This is a genomic window from Brucella sp. NBRC 113783, assembly GCF_040372265.1.
In the GTDB taxonomy this organism is placed as follows: Bacteria; Pseudomonadota; Alphaproteobacteria; order Rhizobiales; family Rhizobiaceae; genus Brucella; species Brucella teleogrylli.
In genome coordinates this window covers 1037062-1055816 of record NZ_BAABRX010000001.1, presented here as the reverse complement: position 1 = coordinate 1055816, position 18755 = coordinate 1037062, and the positions used below count along the sequence as shown (strand labels likewise).

Below are 18755 nucleotides of genomic sequence, written 5' to 3'. Positions count from 1 at the left end.
TCAGATAGCGGGGGATTGCATGGAACAGCATTTTCAAATGTTTGCGTGGTACAATCGCTGGGCGAACGAACTGCTTTATGCAGCCGCTGCCGATCTGAGCGATGAAGAATACCGGCTGGATCTCGGCCTGTTTTTCGGCTCGGTCCATCGCACGCTCAACCATCTCCTGGTTACCGACCGCATCTGGATGAAGCGTTTTACCGGCGAAGGCGACCATCCAAAGCAACTCGACGCCATCATCACCGACAATTTCATCACGCTGCGCGATCTGCGCCATGCCGAGGATGAGCGCATCTGCCGCTATACCGAAGGGTTAAACGCCGACAAGCTCGCAGGGCGCTTTACCTACACGACCGTTTCCGACATGCGCACGATGAGCCAGCGACTGGCGCCTTCGCTTGCGCATCTGTTCAATCACCAGACCCACCATCGCGGCCAGATCCATGCGGCTCTGACGCGGCTCGGCACCAGCGCCCCATCGCTTGATCTCTCGCAATTCCAGCGCACGGAAGGCGGTCGCCGCTTCGCCTGATCTATGTTGATACTTGCGGAAACGCCCGGAGCCGTGCAAAAGCCTGTCCATGCTTATTCTCGATGACATTTCCGTCCGCATCGCCGGACGCCTTCTGATCGATCATGCCAGCGTGACGCTGCCAGCTGGGTCGAAGACCGGTTTCGTCGGTCGCAACGGCACCGGAAAGTCCACCTTGTTTCGGGTGATCACCGGTGATCTCGCGCCGGAAACCGGCAGCGTATCAGTGCCGAAGAACACCCGCATCGGTCAGGTGGCGCAGGAAGCCCCCGGCAACGAGGAAGCGCTGATCGAAATCGTCATGAAGGCGGACAAGGAGCGCACCGCGCTTCTGGAGGAAGCCGAAACAGCGACCGACCCGCATCGCATCGCAGAAATTCACACGCGGCTTGCCGATATCGACGCCCATTCAGCCGAAGCGCGCGCAGGCGCGATCCTGTCCGGTCTCGGCTTCAACGCGGAAGCGCAACGGCGCCCGGCGTCGGCCTTCTCCGGCGGCTGGCGCATGCGCGTGGCGCTGGCTGCGGTGCTGTTTGCCGAACCGGACCTGCTGCTGCTCGACGAACCGACCAACTATCTCGATCTTGAAGGCGTGCTGTGGCTGGTCGACTATGTGAAGCGTTATCCGCACACAGTCATCATCATCAGCCATGACCGCGATCTTTTGAATTCGGCCACGACCTCGATTATGCATCTCGACCAGAAGAAAATCAGCTTCTGGCGCGGCAATTACGATCAGTTCGAGCGGCAGCGGCATGAAATGCTGGAATTGCAGCAAAAGGCCCATGCCAAGCAGGAAGCGCACCGCAAGCACATGGAATCCTTTGTCGAGCGGTTCCGCGCCAAGGCCACCAAGGCCAAGCAGGCGCAGTCCCGCCTCAAGGCGTTGCAGAGGTTGAAACCGATCGACCTTTATGTCGAGAGCCATGTGCAGCCGTTCAGCTTTCCCGACGCGGAAAAGAAGGCCGCCTCGCCCATCATCGCGCTGGACCACGCCGATGTCGGCTACGTGCCGGGCAAGCCGGTGCTGCGCAATGTGACGCTGCGCATCGATAATGATGACCGCATCGCGCTGCTGGGATCAAACGGCAATGGTAAGTCCACACTGGCCAAGCTGATCGCGGGCCGGTTGAAGCCTGAAAACGGCACGCTGACCATTTCACCCAATCTGAAGGTGGCCTTTTTCGCACAGCATCAGCTGGACGATCTGGTGCCGGAAGACAACGCCAGCGAACATGTGCGCAAGCTGATGCCGACCGAGCCCGAAGCAAAGGTTCGCTCGCGCGTGGCGCGAATGGGGCTTTCGACGGAAAAGATGCTGACACCCGCCAAGGATCTTTCTGGCGGGGAGAAAGCGCGTCTTCTGATGGGGCTTGCGACCTTCCACGGTCCAAACCTTTTGATCCTCGACGAACCGACCAACCATCTCGACATCGACAGTCGCGAAGAGCTGGTCCACGCACTCAACGCCTTCAACGGTGCTGTCATCCTGATCGCGCATGACCGCCATCTGATCGAAGCCACGATGGAACGGCTTTGGCTGGTGCGCGAGGGCGGCGTGAAAGCGTTTGAAGGCGATCTTGATGAATATCGCCAGATCGTTCTGGCCGACGCCAAGGGTGAACCGGCTTCCGAACGTGACGAAGGGCCGAAGGTCAACAAGGCGGAGCAGCGCAAGCTTGCCGCGCAAAAGCGTGAAGCCATGGCGCCCTTGCAGAAAAAGATCAAGGAAACCGAAAGCTTGATGCAGAAACTGCAGAAACAGATTCAAGCTTTCGCCGCTCAACTGGAAGATCCGGCGCTCTACGAGAAAGAGCCTCAGAAAGCCATTCGCATCAACAAGGATATGAGCGATGCGAAATCCGCGCTCGCGAGCGCGGAAGAAAAATGGCTGGAGCTTTCATCGGAATATGAAGAGGCGATGGCGGATTAATCCGCCATTGCTCAACCGATAAATCCAAGAGCGAACACAAGCGCCAGCAGCACCCATCCGGCGATGCGCGCCCAGACCGGCAACGGTCTTGGCCCGAAGCGGACTGCCAGAACCGCGAAAATGACGGTCAGGATCGGAAATCCGAAATAGACCGCGACGTATCCGCTCGATCCTTCAAAAGACGAGCCGAAAACGCCAAGCCGCTCAAGCGGAAACAAGGCGATAAATGCCACCACAGCCGACAAAAGAAGCAAAAGCAAACGGTCTGAAATGGTGCGGACAAGCTGCATAGGATCAGCTCTGTCGGCGCAGACGGGTGCGCATCAGGCCATAGACGCCCAGCACGCCCAAAACCAGACCGATGGTGGTAAAGGTTTCGTCCGGTGTTTCCGCTCCACGGCGCAGAACCAGATCGGCCTTCGATATTTGCAGGCCGTCCGTATTGCCCTGAACAAGACGAAACGCATATTGGCCGGGGATGACCGGATCAATATCGCCCGCACTCTGGCGCAGCGGCGTCCCGTCCTGCGGGCGGTCCGTATTGACGGAGCTGCTGTTCGAAACGAAATCAAGCCCCTGCGACAGAACCGGCTGGCCGTCGCGGCTGACGGCAAGCGTCAGCGCGGACCGGCGTTCTGCAGGCACATAGCCCGGCAAAGGCGTGGCATCGATGAAGACCCGCACCGGCGCATCGCCCGTTTCAAGGCGCACTTGCTGCACCTTGAAACCGCTCTGCCGGTTTTCCAGCATTGTCCAGCGACCGATCTCGCTGCCGGTGAAATGGCGCATATACCACGGGTAGCCCAAGCCAAGCCCGACGCCCGCCACGATCATCGCAACAAAAACCGGACGCATCAGGCTTTCCGCTCCCAGCGGCGATCCGGCGTCTGCTGCCAGTAAGTCAAATCGTGGTTCTCCGCCTTGAAGGCTTTCCATTGTCCGCGCGCAATATCGAGCTGGTCCTGATCGTGACCGTCAAACATCACCACAAGCCGTTCGAAATTGCCGACCTGCTCCAGCCCGGCGCCTTCCACCAGAAAGCGGACGGTTGCGCCATTGGCATTGTTTTCGGTCGTCGTCAGCAGGACAGGCTGCAGCTCCGGGTTCGGTTCCGCATCGGTGCCGTGGGCAACGAAGGACGTGTCGGAGAAGGTCCACAGCAGATTGTCCAGCGCATCCCGCCTTTCCTCGCTGACGGTCTGCACCGTCACGCGCCAGCCGCGCCCAAGCGATCGCTCGACGAGGCCCGGCAGAGCTTCGTCGAGTGTCGATTCCGTCAGATGGTAGAACAGGATTTCTGCCATGCACTTCCCAGAACTGTCTGCGAAGCGGGGCGGAGAAAATGATTCACATTCCCGCCCCATCTTCTTGTTTCAAAAAGAGTTTAGCTTTCGAAATGGTCGCGGACAAGGCGGTCGAGCAGACGCACGCCGTAACCGGAAGCCCAGGTCTGGCTATATTCATTTGCCGGAGACCCCATTGCTGTGCCTGCCACGTCGAGATGCGCCCACGGCGTTTCACCGACAAAGCGCTTCAGGAACTGAGCAGCGGTGATCGAGCCGCCGTAACGACCGGCGCTGTTCTTCATATCGGCGAATTTCGAATCGATCATCTTGTCATATTCGGCGCCGAGCGGCAGACGCCACAACTTCTCACCCGTCGCCTGACCGGCATCGTAAAGCTGGTCAGCGAGTTCATCGTCGTTGGAGAACAGACCTGCATGATACTGGCCGAGCGCAACCATGACCGCGCCGGTCAGCGTGGCCAGATTGATGATAAAGCGCGGCTTGAAGCGATCATTGGTGTAGTGCAGCGCATCCGCCAGCACCAGACGGCCTTCCGCATCGGTGTTGATAACCTCGATGGTCTGGCCAGACATGGTGGTGACGATGTCACCTGGACGCTGCGCATTGCCGTCAGGCATGTTTTCCACAAGGCCGATCACACCAATCGCATTGACCTTGGCCTTGCGTCCGGCCAGCGCGCGCATCAGGCCCGTTACGGCTGCCGCGCCACCCATATCGCCCTTCATGTCTTCCATGCCGCCAGCGGGCTTGATCGAAATGCCGCCCGTGTCGAACACGACGCCCTTGCCGACAAATGCGACGGGCTTTTCCTTGCCCTTCGCGCCCTGCCACTCCATGACGACGAGACGCGGCGGGCGCACCGATCCTTGCGCAACCCCGAGAAGCGCGCCCATGCCAAGCTTCTTCATTTCCTTTTCACCGAGAATCTCGATCTTCACGCCGAGCTTCTCAAGCTTTTCCGCTTCTTCGGCAAACTCCACCGGGCCGAGTACATTGGCCGGCTCGTTGACGAGATTGCGCGCCTGAATGACGCCATCGGAAATGGCTTCAGCCACTTCAAAGGCCTTCTTCGCGCTGTGCGTATCGGCAACGTTGATGGTGATCTTCGCGGCGTGTTTCGGCTCGGCGTTTTCCTCGTTCTTGCGCGTCTTGTAACGGTCGAACTTGTAGGACCGCAGAATCATGCCAAGCGCCACATCGGCAGCTTCGTCGCCCGCAATCGTCGTTTCCGGCAGAGCCAGCGTGACAGTCGCGCGCTCGGACTTGCCGATTCGCGAAAATGCCGCACCGCCGATCTTCAGCCAGTCGTCATTGCCAAGCTTGCCCGGCTCGCCAACGCCGACGAGAATAATCTTGTCGATGCCGCCAGCCGTCGTTTCGATTGCTTCAGCAGTCTTGCCCAATGCGCCGGTGAAATCCGAGATTTCGAGGATGCGCGCAATCTTTTCCGCCCCACCGACAGCCTGCGCCGCCTCTTCAGCGAAGCCTCCGCCTTTGGCAACCAGAACGATGGCTGCGCCTTTTTCGGGTGCTTCAAACGCGCTGAAAGAAATCGAAGGACGTTTAGACATGATAACTCCAAACCGATGGCCGATGAACAAATGACACGATTGTGTCGCGACTTTTCATCACTCATGTGAGACGAATATGGCGAAACAGCAAGGGTGCAAGCCCTTCCTTATCAGTTTTGCGTTAACTTGGGTGAAGCGCCATCACATGCAATCGATATTCTGGTCACACCCTCGGTCATTCCAACAGCTGTTGCGCAGAAACATGTTGCCTCGGACATTTCAATCCTTTTAACAGACAACAGCTAGCGCCAGCGCTTCGCTTTTAGTAATCTGTTAACTGCGTTTATTCGGGCAATCTTAGCCAAGCGGCATTAGATTAAGTTCATTATTGCGAGTGCCGTTCCAAAATGGTGAATGGGCTCCTTCAACGGAACCGGGATGTAAACTCCACCTATGCGATTGATAGAGTTGTACATCCTGCGCCGCGTGGCGATCATGTTCCTCGCGGTGCTGGGCGCGGCGGTGGGCATTACGTGGACGGTGCAGGTGCTTCAGCGCATCGACTTTCTGACGACCAGCGGACAGACTTTTCAGACGATCATTCAGTTCAGTTCGCTGCTGATCCCGTCCGCCATCCCGCTGGTGATGCCTTTTGCACTGATCATCGCCATCACCCAGACGCTCTCGACGATGAACCAGGACTCCGAACTTGTCGTCATCAATGCATCGGGCGCGCCGCGCAGTGCTGTCATGCGCCCGATTCTGATGCTTGCGGCGGTGATTTCCATCGTTTCGTTTCTCGTCGCCAATTATGTCGATCCTTATGCGCGCATGAACATGCGCGCGATGATCGCCAATGCCAGCGCCGACCTCGTCAATCTGATCGTGCAGGAAGGCAGCTTCCGCAAGTTGGCTGACAATCTCTATATTCAGGTGGCCGAGCGCCGTTCCGATGGTAGCATTGGCGGATTGTTCATCGCGGATTCCCGCGATCCGTCGCTCGATCTCATCTATTACGCAGCCGACGGTGGCATCGCCACGACGGAGACCGGCGCCAACATGCTGCTCATGCAGAATGGCGAAGTGCAGCGCCGCAGTGTGTCCGATGGCACGGTTTCGATCATCAAATTCGATTCCTATGCTTTCGACCTCAGCCAGTTTGCCTCTGCCGGCGACGATTATGTGATTTATGCCAAGGACCGTCCGCTGTCCTATCTGCTCAATCCGGACCCGAACGATCCGATCCTGCAAACGCGCCCGCTGCGTTATAAGGCGGAACTGCATCGCCGTTTGACACAATGGCTCTATCCGGTGGTCTTTGCGATGATCGCACTGGCTTTCGCCGGCGATTCCCGCTCGCATCGTGAAGCACGGGTGTCCGCATCGTTTTCGGCCATCAGCACCGCCCTTCTCGTCTATTGGGCCGGGTATTTCGCCTCGGATCGCGCAGACAAGGACGCATCCTATATTGTCGTGATGTATTTCGTGCCGATTGCCGTCATGCTCTTCACCGGTTTTGCGCTGGCGACCGGGCGCAGCATCGGGCTGCCCAACAAGTGGAACGACAGATTGCTCGACAGCTTCGACCGTCTCCGGAAGTTTGTTTCCGATCTTTATGATCGCGTGACGGGCCGCTTCCGCGGCAATGCGGGAGGTCAGGCATGATCGGTTGGACGCTCGGTCGATACTTCTTCACGCGCTACGTGCAGATCACCTTCTATTTTCTGCTCGGCATTTTCGCGCTTTCGATGCTTCTCGACTTCACCGAGAATGCCAGCAAACTCTCCAATCTGCCTGACTATACGGTGTGGGCGGCGCTTGGCCTTTCCGCCATGCGCGTGCCGTTTATCATGCAGCAGATGATTCCATTCGTGGCGCTGTTTTCCGCAATGGCGACGCTGATTTCGCTTAACCGCAAATATGAGCTGGTCGTCGCGCGTTCGGTTGGTGTCTCGGCCTGGCAATTTCTGCTGCCCGCCTGCTTCGGCGCGCTGCTATTCGGCGTCGCGACGATTCTGGTGCTCAATCCGCTGGCGGCCTATGGCTTCTCCAAGGCTGAGGAAATTGCGGCGACATGGAAAAACGGCAAAGTGACCGATGTTTCCGCGCTGCGCGATCCATGGCTTCGCCAGAAGACCGACGAAGGCGAAACCATCATCGGCGCGAAGAGCATTCTGGATCAGGGCGCGAGGCTGGCCGACGCGACATTCATCCAGTTCGACAGCCAGAAGAATATCAGCGTGCGTTACGACGCCCGCGTGGCCCAGCTGATGGATGGTCATTGGCAGCTTACCGACGTGACGCGATTCGCGCGCGGCGAAGAGCCCAAGAAAATGGACAGTTTTGCGATCCCCACGCAGCTGCGACCCGAATATGTCGAAGAGAAGCTCGCTTCTCCCGATACGATTCCCTTCACCCAACTACGACGCAAGATCGAAGTCGCGCGTTCATTCGGCTATTCAGCAAACGCATTTGACATGCAATACCAGTCACTTCTGGCTTTGCCTGCGCTTCTGATGGCGATGACGCTCATTGCTGCAACAGTGTCCCTGAAATTTGTGCGTTTCGGCCAGTCCGGCGCGATGATTCTGGGTGGCGTTGTCGCTGGCTTCATGCTTTATGTCGTTTCGGTACTGGTCAAAGCATTCGGCAATGCGGGATTCGTCCCGCCGTTTGTAGCTGCCTGGGTTCCTGTGATTATTGCGACATTCTTTGGTGTCTCCTTTTTGTTGCATAAGGAGGATGGTTAGTGGGTTTGAGTAACACCCGCATGGTATTGCCCCAGCTGCTCACGCGCTTCTCGCGCGGGACCGCCTTGGCGTGCGTCCTTGCTTTGCCTTTCATATCTGTCGCAGTCATGCCCTCGCCCGCTTCGGCGCAGGACGCATTGGGAGCCAATTATCAGAGCGATCCGAATGCACGGATGCTTCTGCAGGCGGATGAGCTTGTCTATGATCGCGATGTGAACACCGTTACCGCTCAGGGTCGGGTCAAGATCGAGTATGACGGCAACCGCCTTGTCGCCGATAAGGTGACCTATAACCAGCAAACCCGACGCATGACGGCGACCGGGAATGTGGAAGTTGTCGAACGCGACGGCAACAAAATCTATTCCGATCACATGGATGTCACCGACAGTTTCCGCGACGGCTTCGTCAATGGCCTGCGCGTCGAGACGACGGATAATACGCGTTTTGCCGCCGAAAGTGCTGAGCGCAGCAACGGCGAAATCACGACATTCAATAACGGCGTCTACACGGCTTGCGAAGCGTGTAAGAAAGACCCCGACAGGCCTGTTCTGTGGCAAATCAAGGCCCGCAAGATCATCTGGAACAGCACCACGAAGACGGTGCGGTTCGAGCGCGGCAAGTTCGAGTTTCTCGGCATTCCGCTGGCCTGGTTCCCGGCGTTTGAAATGGCTGACCCAACGGTCAAGCGCAAGAGCGGCTTCCTGTTCCCGGGCTTTGCCTATAAGGACGATCTCGGTTTCGGCATCAAGAACTCCTATTTCTGGGCTCTTGCACCGAATTACGACGTGACCCTTTCGTCGACCTATTACACGAAGCAGGGCTTCCTGACCGAAGCCGAGTGGCGCCATCGCCTTGAAAACGGCACCTATAACCTGCGTATCGCAGGCATGCATCAGGCCAAACCCGGTGAGTTTGATGTCGCGACGGTTGATCGCGATGTGGACAACCGCGGCATGGTGTCCTCGAAAGGTGATTTCGAGATCAATTCCCGTTGGCGTTACGGCTGGGACGTCATGGCCCAAAGCGACCGTAATTTCAGCCGCACCTATAATATCGAAGGATATAACGCCGGAACGCAGGTTTCGAAGATTTACCTGACCGGTATCAACAACCGTAATTACTTCGATCTGAATTTCTATCGCTTCAATGTGCAGGAGTCCCTTCTGCCGGGCGATCCAAACGAGATACATTCGAAGCAGCCTTGGGTTTTTCCAAGTCTGGATTATTCCTATACGCTGCCTGAATCTGTTTATGGCGGCGAGTTGAGCATCAACACCAATCTGCAAGCGCTTTATCGCGACAACGATAATGTGACGCCTTTGGGTACTCGCTACCCTCGTGTACCGGGTTTTGGTGGAACAAGTGCTCGTTTAACGAGTGAAGCGGAATGGAAGCGTACCTACATCACGCCATCCGGCCTGGTTATTACGCCATTGCTCGCATTGCGTGCCGATGCAATTGGTGCCAATACGAATCTCGATCTTTCCTCCGCTGGATACACAGACGCCGTCGTACGCTCCGAAGCACTGCGCGCCATGGCGACTGCGGGCCTCGAATTGCGCTGGCCGATCCTGTTCTCGAGCACCAGTTCAACGCATATCCTCGAACCAATTGCGCAGATCTATGTGCGCAACAATGAGCGTTATGCTGGTGAATTGCCGAACGAAGATGCACAGAGCTTTGTCTTCGACGCGACGAACCTGTTCTCGCGCGACAAGTTCTCTGGTTATGACCGCGTTGAAGGCGGCACGCGCGCCAATCTCGGCTTCCGCTACTCCGGCAGCTTCAACAACAGCGATTGGGCGCTCTACGCCTTGGCGGGGCAGTCGTTCCAGCTGGGCGGCCTGAATTCCTATGCAACGAGCGACTTCGTGAATGTCGGTGCGGATTCGGGTCTCGACAGCGCACGTTCGGACTATGTTGCGATGATTGGCACGTCCAATTCGACCGGTCTGGCGCTGGCTGCACGCGGTCGCTTCGATAAGGACAGCCTGTCGGTACGTCGCGGTGAACTGGAAGTGCAGCAGAGCTGGCAAAAGCTGACGCTCACGGCGCAATACGCCTATATCACGCCACAACCAGCCTATGGCTATAATGATTTGCGTCAGGAAGTGAGCGGCACCGCTTCGGCCAAGGTCAATGCGAACTGGCGTGTTTTCGGCTCGGGCACTTACGATCTCGTGTCGAATACCCTCGTCCGTGCATCGTCCGGCCTTGCCTATGATGACGAATGCTTCACTTACATGATGGCATATACGCAGACGCGTAATCCCGGTGAGGACAAGGCTTCGCACGGCATCGGCTTCAACATCTCGTTGCGCACGCTCGGCGATATCGGCAGTGGCAACCAGACATTCTAAGATTTTTGATCGGAAACATATTCTTATGTTTCCGATCAAATCTGCTCAAAGCTGTTCCCAATAAAAAACGGCACTTCCGAAATTTGCGATTTCGTTCAGTAAACAATCTCCAATCGTCTTGTAAAATGCGCGAGGGTCATTGTTTCGCCGCACTGGCTCCTCTATACAGACAGCAATATAGTTGGTTTCCGATACTCTTGCGGCTCGATGACAAGCATATCCGGAACCGAATGAGCACATCCGGTGAAGGGTTTCGTTCACCGACCGTAAGGAAATCGGGAAACAAGATGATGTTTGCAAGACCTCTTTTCGCCTCCCTGTTAAGCGCGGCTGTCTGTCTGACGGCGCTCGGCACGGTTGCGCTTCCCACCTCGGCTTTTGCCGCTGGGGAAGCTGAGGTCAAGGTTGTCGTTTCCGGCAATGCGATCACCAATGGCGATATTCAGCGCCGGGCAGCTTTTTTGAAGCTGCAGCGCAAGGGCGGCAATACCGCCCAGCTCGCCCGTCAGGAACTGACTGACGAAATGCTGAAGCGCATCGAGATGAAGAGCCGCGGCATCAACGTTTCCGATCAGGAAGTCGATCAGGCCTATGCGGGCTTTGCCACGCGCAACAAGATGACGCTTGCGCAGTTGAATCAAGTGCTCAATCAGGCAGGTGTTACGCCGGACCATTTCAAGAAATACATCATGGTCCAGATGGGCTGGGGACGCCTTGTCAGCGCTCGTTTTCGTGCCACAGGCATGGTTAGCGAACAGGATGCCGTTCAGCGCATGCTGAAGGACGGCGGCAAGAAGCCTGTTGCGACCGAATATCATCTGCAGCAGGTCATCTTCGTCGTACCGACCTCTAAGCGGTCGCCCGCCCTTCTCGCCAAGCGCCGTCAGGAAGCCAATGCGCTTCGTTCGCGCTTCCAGAGCTGCGACGCGACGCGCCAGCAGGCAAAAGGCATTATCGATGTGACTGTCCGCGATCTTGGGCGCATTATCGAACAGCAGCTGCCGGGTGAATGGTCGAAGGATGTGAAGGCCGCTGGCGTGGGCCGCACGACACCGCCGCATGACACGGAAAAGGGCGTCGAATTCCTCGCCGTCTGCGCCACGCGCCAGCTTTCCGATGACCGCGTCGCACAGCTCGTTTTCTCCATGGAGGGCGCGGACACGCCAGAAGGTCAGGAAAAGAAGGCGGACGCGCTTGCCACCAAATATCTGGATGAGCTGCGCAAGAAAGCCACCATCGTTAATCGCTAACATTCCGGCGACAGCACAGCTGTCGTTCAGGATAAGGCAATGATATGAGCTGGCACGGTATTTTCCGGTTGCCAGCTTTATTTTTGGAATCAGAAGCATGTGCGCACAGTCTGTTCTTCCGCTCGCGGTTACTATCGGCGACCCATCCGGTGTCGGCCCGGATATCGCGCTGGCCGTCTGGCTCAGACGGGATGAATTGTCCCTGCCCCCTTTTGTGCTGCTGGCCGATCCTGCACAGCTTGAAGCACGCGCGCGGCTTCTCAATCTCGACGTCCAGATCGAAGCGGTCGCAGACGCTGCCGCATCGCGCGAGGTTTTTGCACGCGCTTTGCCCGTCTTGCCGCTCGTGAACAAGCACAGCGAAAGCGCTGGTAAACCACTGACTGACAATGCCGCAGGCACAGTTGAAGCGATTGAGCGCGCTGTCGCGCTTACGCTCGCTGGCGAGACGTCCGCCGTCGTCACCTGCCCGATTGCCAAGAAGCCACTTTATGAAGCCGGATTCCAGCATCCGGGGCACACCGAATTTCTGGCAGAGCTTGCAAGCCATCACGCTGGCACGACAATCACGCCGGTGATGATGCTCGCCGGGCCGCAATTGCGCGCCGTCCCCGTGACCATTCACATCCCGCTTGTGGAAGTGCCGCGCCAGCTCACGACCGAGAATATTCTCGAAGTGTCGCGCATCACGGCGCATGAACTGCGCGAGCGGTTCGGGATTGCCAAGCCGCGTCTGGCGCTTTCCGGCCTCAACCCGCATGCGGGCGAAGGCGGCGCCATGGGCAAGGAAGACGACGCGATCATTCGCCCCGCAGTGGAACAATTGCAACTGGAGGGCATCGACGTGCGCGGTCCCCTGCCCGCCGATACGATGTTCCACCCTCAAGCGCGTGCGGCATATGATGCAGCCATCTGCATGTATCACGATCAGGCCCTGATACCAGCCAAGGCGCTCGCCTTTGACGAAACCGTCAATGTGACGCTGGGCCTGCCCTTTATCCGCACCTCGCCGGATCATGGCACAGCGTTCGACATTGCAGGTCAGGGCTTAGCGCGACCAGACAGTCTGATGGCAGCGATCCGGCTTGCGCATGAGCTGGCAAAAAATACAACAGGTTCCAAGGCATGAGCATCGACAATCTGCCCCCCCTTCGCGAAGTCATCGAACGGCATGACCTGATGCCGAAGAAGTCTCTCGGGCAGAATTTTCTGTTCGATCTCAATCTGACTTCCAAGATCGCCCGTCAGGCGGGCGATCTGAAGGACCAGCCAGTTATCGAGGTTGGCCCCGGCCCCGGTGGGTTGACCCGCGCCCTTCTGGCGCAGGGCGCCTACGTGACGGCAATCGAGCGCGACGAACGCTGCCTTGAGGCGCTGGCGGAAATAGAGGCCCATTATCCGGGCCGCTTGCGGATCATCTCCGGCGATGCGCTGGAGCAGGATTTCAAGACACTGTTTCCCGATGGCCCCAAGCCGCGCATCGTGGCCAATCTGCCCTATAATGTCGGCACGCAGCTGCTTTTGAACTGGCTTCTGGTCGAGCCGTGGCCGCCGTTCTATTCCTCCATGACGCTGATGTTCCAGCGCGAAGTGGCAGAACGCATTGTGGCAACACCCGACAGCGATCATTATGGACGCCTCGGCGTGCTGGCAGGCTGGCGGACAAAATCCAGGATCGCGTTCGACGTGCCACCGCAGGCCTTTACACCGCCGCCGAAAGTCATGTCGTCCGTGGTGCACATCGTTCCGCTCGAAAATCCGCTGCCCTGCAATGCGGCGGCACTCGGTCAGGTGACGCAGGCCGCTTTCGGACAAAGGCGCAAGATGCTGCGCCAGAGCCTGAAACCCATCGGCGGTGCGGCCCTTCTGGAAAAGACCGGCATTGACGGCACCCGCCGCGCCGAAACGCTCAGCGTCGAAGAATTCGTCACTCTGGCGAATGCCCATCGCCCATGACGTGATTTAATGGTGGCCACCAGCCACCCGGCCCGCCTTTTGACTATTGGCCGGTCGGTCATGCGGTTCGGTCTTGTCCTTGGCGTCTGAGCCGTCTTTCAGAATCGGCAGCGTCATTTCATCGACGATCTGACCGACGTGATCGATTTCCTCGCGGAAACTCGACAGCGACGAACCGGAGAGCTTTTCACCGGCATTGAGGCGCGCGGTCAGCGGGTCGACATATTGATCGCCGACTTTCAGCTCATAATAAAGATGCGGACCCGTGGAATAGCCGGTCGAGCCGACATAGGCGATGACTTCGCCCTGCTTGACATGCTGGCCGACGCGCAGTCCTTCCTTGGCCGATGAAAGATGCGCATAGGTGGTGCTGTAACCGCCCTGATGGCGGATACGCACATATTTGCCATAACCCTTCTGGTATGAAATCAGTTCCACGACGCCGTCGCCCGCAGCCACGATCGGCGAACCTATCGGTGCGTCGTAATCGACACCGTTATGATGCTTGCGGACGTGCAGAACCGGGTGGATACGCCAGCCGAAACCATCGTTCAGTCGCCCGTTCGGCAAAGGTTTGTGCATCAGATATTTGGTCATCGAGGAGCCATCCTCGTTGAAGTAGTCCGTGGCGCCGCCCTTGCCTTCGTGACGGTAGAGGCGCTTGCTTTTACCGTTGGTGGTGAATTCCACAAATACCAGTTCCGGGTCGGTTTCTGCGCTTTTCCTGAAAAGAAGGTCGATCAGATCCGGCGCATTGACGCCCTTCTCCAGCACGACACCGTTCTGTTCCGCAAGCTTCTCGACTTCACGCACGATTTCTCGTGGAGCGCCCGCCTGAACCAGCCTCGTTTCTATCGAGCCATTGCTGTTTTCCGCCGGAGCCGATGGATGATAGGCGCTCAGCATGGCATCGCGGGACAAACGCGCAAAAAGCCGCTCATTACCGGTCGAATGAAAGACACCGTCATCTGCCCGACCATAAACGGCCTTGTTGGCATTGCCGTGGTTGAAGCGGGCCAGCGAAACATGGGCGGCGGCATCGCTGCCGTCTTTCTTGTCGACCAGCAGTTCCAGATTGTCGCCCGGAAGCAATTCGGTGCGGGCCAGCGCTTCTTCCAATCTCTGACTGTCTTCGGCGGCGATCCCCGCGGCCTGCAAAAGCGCCTCTATTCGTTCCCGCGATTGCGGCGCAACGATGATTTCATGCACATCCGCCTTCTCATGGGCGGCGGGCTTGGCAAGGCTGACATTGACCGGAACGCCGCGCTCCAGTTCGGACAGCGGTTGCGCCGGTTCGCAACACTTGGCCGCTATTGTTGTTCCATCCATCGTATCGTCAATGGCGGGCCGCCTGGCGTCGCGGCCTTTCACATCCAGCACCACGTGCTGATAGGTATAAAGCCGCGCATCGCCATCCTCGACGCCTTCCGCGATATCGATGCGGCGCGACACGCGATGGCTTAAGTCATTAATCGCGGCGGGCACCAGCCGCGCATCTTTGGCTGCGGCGCGATGCCGGCGAACCAAGCTTGTCGGGCTGGCAAAAGCTGGCTGTGCGGCACGACCATGGCGCACAAGCCCGCCGGTCGCGAGTATCATCGCGCCACCGGCAATGACCGTGACGGAGGCCAGCGCGAGACAGAAGCGCATATGCGTATGCAAGGAAAAGCGAACCCAGCGCACCGGCCCAAGGCTACGATGTGATAACGGTTCCGCCTTCATATTTGTGCCAGCAGGTGCAAAGACGGACCCCAATGGGTTCACCGTCGCAACCGCAAGCTTGCGATGGAAGTATCCTGCCCTCGGGGCCATACCGACAATACTCTAGGTTCTCTGCAAATATCGGCGGAACTGATGCTGATAGAGCGGCCAAATTAAGACCTCCGGTGGAGGTTATCCACCGGAGGTAAATCACAAATTATTTATGATTGCTGGTCAGTCCCGCGCGCGGTTGCGGCGGTGCTGGGACAGTGTCGACCAGGAGTAGAGCGCAAGCCCCGCCCAGATCAGCACGAAAGCGCCAAGCTGCACGGTCGAAAACGGCTCGTGGAAGATGAAAATCGCGAAGAAAAACAACATGGTGGGCGTCATATACTGCATCAGCCCAAGCGTGGTGTAGCGCAGAAGTTTTGCACCGCCCGCATAAAGAATAAGCGGGATGGCGGTGAACGGACCGGCAAGCAGCAGGAGACCGACATTCGAAACCGGACCGGCGAAGAAATGGTCCTGACCAGTCGAGCCGAGCCATGCCACATAGGCGAGCGCCGGAATACACAGGATCAGCACTTCAAGCGTGAAGCCCTGCAATGGCTGCATCGGCAGTGATTTCCGGAAGAAGCCATAGAGACCGAAGGACACCGGCAAAGCGAGCGACACCCAAGGCAAGCCGCCGGCATTGAACGTGAGCAGCAGGACAGCTGCCGCGGCAAGGCCGACAGCGACATATTGCACCTTGCTCAACCGTTCACCGAGAAACAGGCCGCCCAGCACCACATTGAACAGTGGATTGATGTAATAACCAAGTGCTGCGCCCATGACCTGGTCATGCGCGACCGCCCAGACATAAATGGTCCAGTTTGCGGTGATAAGCGCTGCGGTCAGCGCCGCCATTGCGAGCATACGCGGCTGTCGAACTGCGTTGAGAATATCCTTGAATTGCCCAAGCGCGACCAGCAGCAGCAAAGCAACCGGCACCGACCAGATGACGCGGTGAGACACCACTTCCATAGCCGGAATATGGGCTACCATTTTCAGATAAAACGGCAATGCGCCCCAAAGCGCATAGGCGCCGAACGCCATGAGAAAACCTCTGGCCCCATCCGAAAGACGGGTATCGGACAGGGTCTCATCGGTCATTGTCTCTCTCCACTCGAAAGCAAATCCGCTTTTGAATAAATCGCATAGCAGATGACTTGTTCAGCCACTGCTATGCGCTTCTCAATACATAAAATCCATTCAATTAAACTGATTGAAGCATCAATCCTAGTGAATGATGGCGGTTATTCCGCAGCCGCAAGCCCGGCCATGGCGCGGTTTTTCATAAGTTTAAAATTCACGGAATCCATCAGCGCCTGAAATGAGGCATCGATGATATTGTCCGAAACGCCAACCGTGCGCCAGCGCGCGCCTGTGGCGTCGCCCGACTCGATCAGGACGCGCGTGATCGCCGCCGTACCGCCATTCAGGATACGCACCTTGAAGTCCACGAGTTCGAGATCTTCGATTTCCGCCTGATAGCGACCGAGATCCTTGCGCAGTGCAATGTCGAGTGCATTGACCGGGCCGTGGCCTTCGGCGACAGACATGCGCACTTCGCCATCGACCTCCACCTTGACCACCGCTTCCGACACGGTCTTCAGCATGCCATTGGCATCGAAACGGCGCTCGACGAGACAACGGAACGACTCGACCTTGAAGAATTCCGGCTGCGGATTGAGCATATTGCGCGCCAGAAGTTCGAAACTTGCATCCGCGCCCTCATAGGCATAGCCTTCCGCCTCGCGCTCCTTGACCAGCGTGATCAGCGTATCGAGGCGGACATCGTCTTTCGCAACGCGGATGCCGCGACGCTCCAGCTCGGCGATGAAATTAGACTTGCCACCCTGATCCGAAACCATGACGCGACGGCTGTTGCCGACCGTTTCCGGCGGAACATGTTCGTAGGTCTGCGGTTCCTTGAGCAAGGCCGAAGCATGGATGCCCGCTTTCGTCGCGAAAGCTGATGTGCCGGTATAAGGCGCCTGCTCGGTCGGCGGACGGTTCAAAATATCGTCAAACGCACGCGAAATACGGGTGATCGCCTTCAGCGAAGCCGGTTTGATGCCGAGTTCAAACCGCTCCGACCAGTATGGCTTGAGCAGCAGCGTCGGGATCAGCGAAACCAGATTGGCATTGCCGCAGCGCTCGCCAATACCGTTCAGCGTGCCTTGCACATGCCGCACACCGGCATCGATGGCGGCAAGCGAAACGGCAACGGCCTGTTCCGTGTCATTATGGGCGTGGATGCCGAGGCTTTCACCGGGCACCACGGCCTTCACCGCATTGACGATTTCGGCAATTTCATGCGGCTGCGTACCGCCATTGGTGTCACACAGCACAACCCAGCGTGCGCCCGCCGTATAAGCCGCCCTCGCGCATTCCAGCGCATAGTCCGGATTAGCCTTGTAGCCGTCAAAGAAGTGTTCGCAATCGACCAGCGCCTCACGGCCCGCCATACGCGCAGCCGTCACCGATGCCGTGATCGATTCCAGATTTTCCTCATTGGTGCAGCCAAGCGCCAGCCGCACATGATAGTCCCAGCTTTTGGCAACGAAACAAACAGCATCGGCGGAAGCCTGCAGTAGGCTCGACAGTCCCGGATCGTTCGACGCGGAAACACCAGCACGTTTGGTCATGCCGAAGGCGGTAAATTTCGACCGCGACGTCTGACGGCGCTTGAAAAAAGCCGTATCGGTCGGATTGGCGCCCGGATAGCCGCCCTCGACATAATCGACGCCCAGTTCCTCAAGCAGCGCGACAATCGACTTCTTGTCCTCGACAGAAAAATCAATGCCGGGGGTTTGCTGCCCGTCGCGCAAGGTCGTGTCGTAGATGTAGATGCGTTCGCGTGCCATAAATGCCTGCCTGTCGGTGGGTCTCTATTGGTTCAACGTTACCGTTGCGGCCAATTATCTGTGTCGTAGTCTGGATGCTGATAGGAAATCATCGTCCTGACAAATTCGATGCTCTCCGGATCGCGTTCGGTTGCATAGCCGGGAAGGTTTGCAAGTCCGCTCACATAAGGAAGCTGCTTTTCGATGCCCCATTGCACGGTCGGCTCCACTTCCTCCGGCGCATCGAACGCACCGATGGCGAGCGCGATGCCATCCGGCGCTTCATAGGTGAGCGGGGTTCCGCATTCCGGGCAGAACCCGCGTTGCACATGATTGGAAGAGCGAAAACGCTTGGGCTCGTTGCGCGTCCATTCCAGTTTTGCCTGCTCGACGGAAACCAGCGGCGCATAGAAATTGCCGAAAGCCTTCTGGCACATGCGGCAATGACAGATAGAGGCCGAACCCAAAGCGCCGTCGACGCGGAAACGCACCGCGCCGCATTGGCAGCCGCCGGTATAAATCGGCTTGTTATCGAGCGTCATGTGGTCCTCCCCAATCAAAAAC

The 18755-nt window shown here is 57.8% G+C and carries 16 protein-coding genes; 8 read left to right on the top strand and 8 right to left on the bottom strand.

Annotated features, from left to right (window positions below):
• Positions 1 to 19: 19 nt before the first annotated feature.
• Positions 20 to 532: a DinB family protein gene (locus ABWW11_RS04870; protein ID WP_109368675.1), complete on the top strand. Its 513-nt coding sequence runs from the start codon at positions 20 to 22 to the stop codon at positions 530 to 532.
• 49 nt (positions 533 to 581) lie between these two features.
• A complete protein-coding gene (locus tag ABWW11_RS04865; RefSeq protein ID WP_319080382.1) occupies positions 582 to 2465 on the top strand; it encodes an ABC-F family ATP-binding cassette domain-containing protein in 1884 nt (627 codons plus the stop codon).
• Between the two features lie 11 nt (positions 2466 to 2476).
• On the opposite strand, the gene ABWW11_RS04860 is transcribed toward ABWW11_RS04865, so the two are convergent.
• From ABWW11_RS04860 to ABWW11_RS04845, 4 genes are all read right to left on the bottom strand, one after another.
• Positions 2477 to 2755, bottom strand: coding sequence for a hypothetical protein (locus ABWW11_RS04860; RefSeq protein ID WP_319080383.1), 279 nt, complete (start codon positions 2753 to 2755; stop codon positions 2477 to 2479).
• A 4-nt stretch (positions 2756 to 2759) separates the two neighbouring features.
• On the bottom strand, positions 2760 to 3320 hold the full coding sequence (gene bspB / locus ABWW11_RS04855; RefSeq protein ID WP_121535613.1) for a type IV secretion system effector BspB: 561 nt from the start codon (positions 3318 to 3320) through the stop codon (positions 2760 to 2762).
• Complete coding sequence (locus tag ABWW11_RS04850) at positions 3320 to 3769, bottom strand: DNA polymerase III subunit chi (protein WP_283735788.1); 450 nt, start codon at positions 3767 to 3769, stop codon at positions 3320 to 3322. The genes bspB and ABWW11_RS04850 overlap by 1 nt, the downstream gene beginning before the upstream one ends.
• A gap of 80 nt (positions 3770 to 3849) precedes the next feature.
• Positions 3850 to 5343 carry a leucyl aminopeptidase gene (locus tag ABWW11_RS04845; protein ID WP_319080384.1) on the bottom strand — a complete coding sequence of 498 codons (1494 nt, stop codon included), beginning with the start codon at positions 5341 to 5343 and terminating at the stop codon, positions 3850 to 3852.
• 393 nt (positions 5344 to 5736) lie between these two features.
• On the opposite strand from ABWW11_RS04845, the gene lptF reads away from it, so the two are divergent.
• The 6 genes from lptF to rsmA all read left to right on the top strand — a co-directional run bounded on the left by lptF (position 5737) and on the right by rsmA (position 13599).
• Entirely contained in the window at positions 5737 to 6948 is a 1212-nt protein-coding gene (gene lptF / locus ABWW11_RS04840; protein WP_121535607.1) for an LPS export ABC transporter permease LptF, read from the top strand.
• Positions 6945 to 8033 carry an LPS export ABC transporter permease LptG gene (lptG, locus tag ABWW11_RS04835; protein ID WP_124915599.1) on the top strand — a complete coding sequence of 363 codons (1089 nt, stop codon included), beginning with the start codon at positions 6945 to 6947 and terminating at the stop codon, positions 8031 to 8033. Before lptF ends, lptG begins: the two co-directional genes overlap by 4 nt.
• Before the next feature lie 20 nt (positions 8034 to 8053).
• Positions 8054 to 10393 carry an LPS-assembly protein LptD gene (locus ABWW11_RS04830; protein ID WP_283736115.1) on the top strand — a complete coding sequence of 780 codons (2340 nt, stop codon included), beginning with the start codon at positions 8054 to 8056 and terminating at the stop codon, positions 10391 to 10393.
• A 287-nt stretch (positions 10394 to 10680) separates the two neighbouring features.
• Positions 10681 to 11643 (top strand): SurA N-terminal domain-containing protein, encoded by a 963-nt coding sequence (locus ABWW11_RS04825; protein WP_140024830.1) that lies wholly within the window; start codon positions 10681 to 10683, stop codon positions 11641 to 11643.
• A 97-nt stretch (positions 11644 to 11740) separates the two neighbouring features.
• A complete protein-coding gene (pdxA, locus tag ABWW11_RS04820) occupies positions 11741 to 12772 on the top strand; it encodes a 4-hydroxythreonine-4-phosphate dehydrogenase PdxA (RefSeq protein WP_283735786.1) in 1032 nt (343 codons plus the stop codon).
• Entirely contained in the window at positions 12769 to 13599 is an 831-nt protein-coding gene (gene rsmA, locus ABWW11_RS04815) for a 16S rRNA (adenine(1518)-N(6)/adenine(1519)-N(6))-dimethyltransferase RsmA (RefSeq protein ID WP_319080385.1), read from the top strand. The genes pdxA and rsmA overlap by 4 nt, the downstream gene beginning before the upstream one ends.
• A 6-nt stretch (positions 13600 to 13605) precedes the next feature.
• Here rsmA and ABWW11_RS04810 read toward each other — a convergent pair whose 3' ends face one another.
• From ABWW11_RS04810 to ABWW11_RS04795, 4 genes are all read right to left on the bottom strand, one after another.
• A complete protein-coding gene (locus ABWW11_RS04810) occupies positions 13606 to 15411 on the bottom strand; it encodes a M23 family metallopeptidase (RefSeq protein WP_371835925.1) in 1806 nt (601 codons plus the stop codon).
• A gap of 123 nt (positions 15412 to 15534) precedes the next feature.
• Entirely contained in the window at positions 15535 to 16455 is a 921-nt protein-coding gene (rarD, locus tag ABWW11_RS04805; protein ID WP_109368664.1) for an EamA family transporter RarD, read from the bottom strand.
• Between the two features lie 143 nt (positions 16456 to 16598).
• A complete protein-coding gene (gene cimA / locus ABWW11_RS04800) occupies positions 16599 to 18212 on the bottom strand; it encodes a citramalate synthase (RefSeq protein ID WP_109368663.1) in 1614 nt (537 codons plus the stop codon).
• A gap of 38 nt (positions 18213 to 18250) precedes the next feature.
• On the bottom strand, positions 18251 to 18733 hold the full coding sequence (locus ABWW11_RS04795; protein ID WP_124915594.1) for a GFA family protein: 483 nt from the start codon (positions 18731 to 18733) through the stop codon (positions 18251 to 18253).
• Between the last annotated feature and the right edge of the window lie 22 nt (positions 18734 to 18755).

What these genes read in the sequence shown, in the direction of transcription:
- pdxA (WP_283735786.1), top strand. Translation starts at nt 11,741, where the DNA reads ATGTGCGCACAGTCTGTTCTTCCGCTCGCGGTTACTATCGGCGACCCA.
- ABWW11_RS04865 (WP_319080382.1), top strand. Translation starts at nt 582, where the DNA reads ATGCTTATTCTCGATGACATTTCCGTCCGCATCGCCGGACGCCTTCTG.
- ABWW11_RS04825 (WP_140024830.1), top strand. Translation starts at nt 10,681, where the DNA reads ATGATGTTTGCAAGACCTCTTTTCGCCTCCCTGTTAAGCGCGGCTGTC.
- ABWW11_RS04870 (WP_109368675.1), top strand. Translation starts at nt 20, where the DNA reads ATGGAACAGCATTTTCAAATGTTTGCGTGGTACAATCGCTGGGCGAAC.
- ABWW11_RS04810 (WP_371835925.1), bottom strand. Translation starts at nt 15,411, where the DNA reads ATGGCCCCGAGGGCAGGATACTTCCATCGCAAGCTTGCGGTTGCGACG.
- bspB (WP_121535613.1), bottom strand. Translation starts at nt 3,320, where the DNA reads ATGCGTCCGGTTTTTGTTGCGATGATCGTGGCGGGCGTCGGGCTTGGC.
- cimA (WP_109368663.1), bottom strand. Translation starts at nt 18,212, where the DNA reads ATGGCACGCGAACGCATCTACATCTACGACACGACCTTGCGCGACGGG.
- ABWW11_RS04845 (WP_319080384.1), bottom strand. Translation starts at nt 5,343, where the DNA reads ATGTCTAAACGTCCTTCGATTTCTTTCAGCGCGTTTGAAGCACCCGAA.
- lptG (WP_124915599.1), top strand. Translation starts at nt 6,945, where the DNA reads ATGATCGGTTGGACGCTCGGTCGATACTTCTTCACGCGCTACGTGCAG.
- rsmA (WP_319080385.1), top strand. Translation starts at nt 12,769, where the DNA reads ATGAGCATCGACAATCTGCCCCCCCTTCGCGAAGTCATCGAACGGCAT.
- lptF (WP_121535607.1), top strand. Translation starts at nt 5,737, where the DNA reads ATGCGATTGATAGAGTTGTACATCCTGCGCCGCGTGGCGATCATGTTC.
- rarD (WP_109368664.1), bottom strand. Translation starts at nt 16,455, where the DNA reads ATGACCGATGAGACCCTGTCCGATACCCGTCTTTCGGATGGGGCCAGA.
- ABWW11_RS04830 (WP_283736115.1), top strand. Translation starts at nt 8,054, where the DNA reads ATGGTATTGCCCCAGCTGCTCACGCGCTTCTCGCGCGGGACCGCCTTG.
- ABWW11_RS04860 (WP_319080383.1), bottom strand. Translation starts at nt 2,755, where the DNA reads ATGCAGCTTGTCCGCACCATTTCAGACCGTTTGCTTTTGCTTCTTTTG.
- ABWW11_RS04850 (WP_283735788.1), bottom strand. Translation starts at nt 3,769, where the DNA reads ATGGCAGAAATCCTGTTCTACCATCTGACGGAATCGACACTCGACGAA.
- ABWW11_RS04795 (WP_124915594.1), bottom strand. Translation starts at nt 18,733, where the DNA reads ATGACGCTCGATAACAAGCCGATTTATACCGGCGGCTGCCAATGCGGC.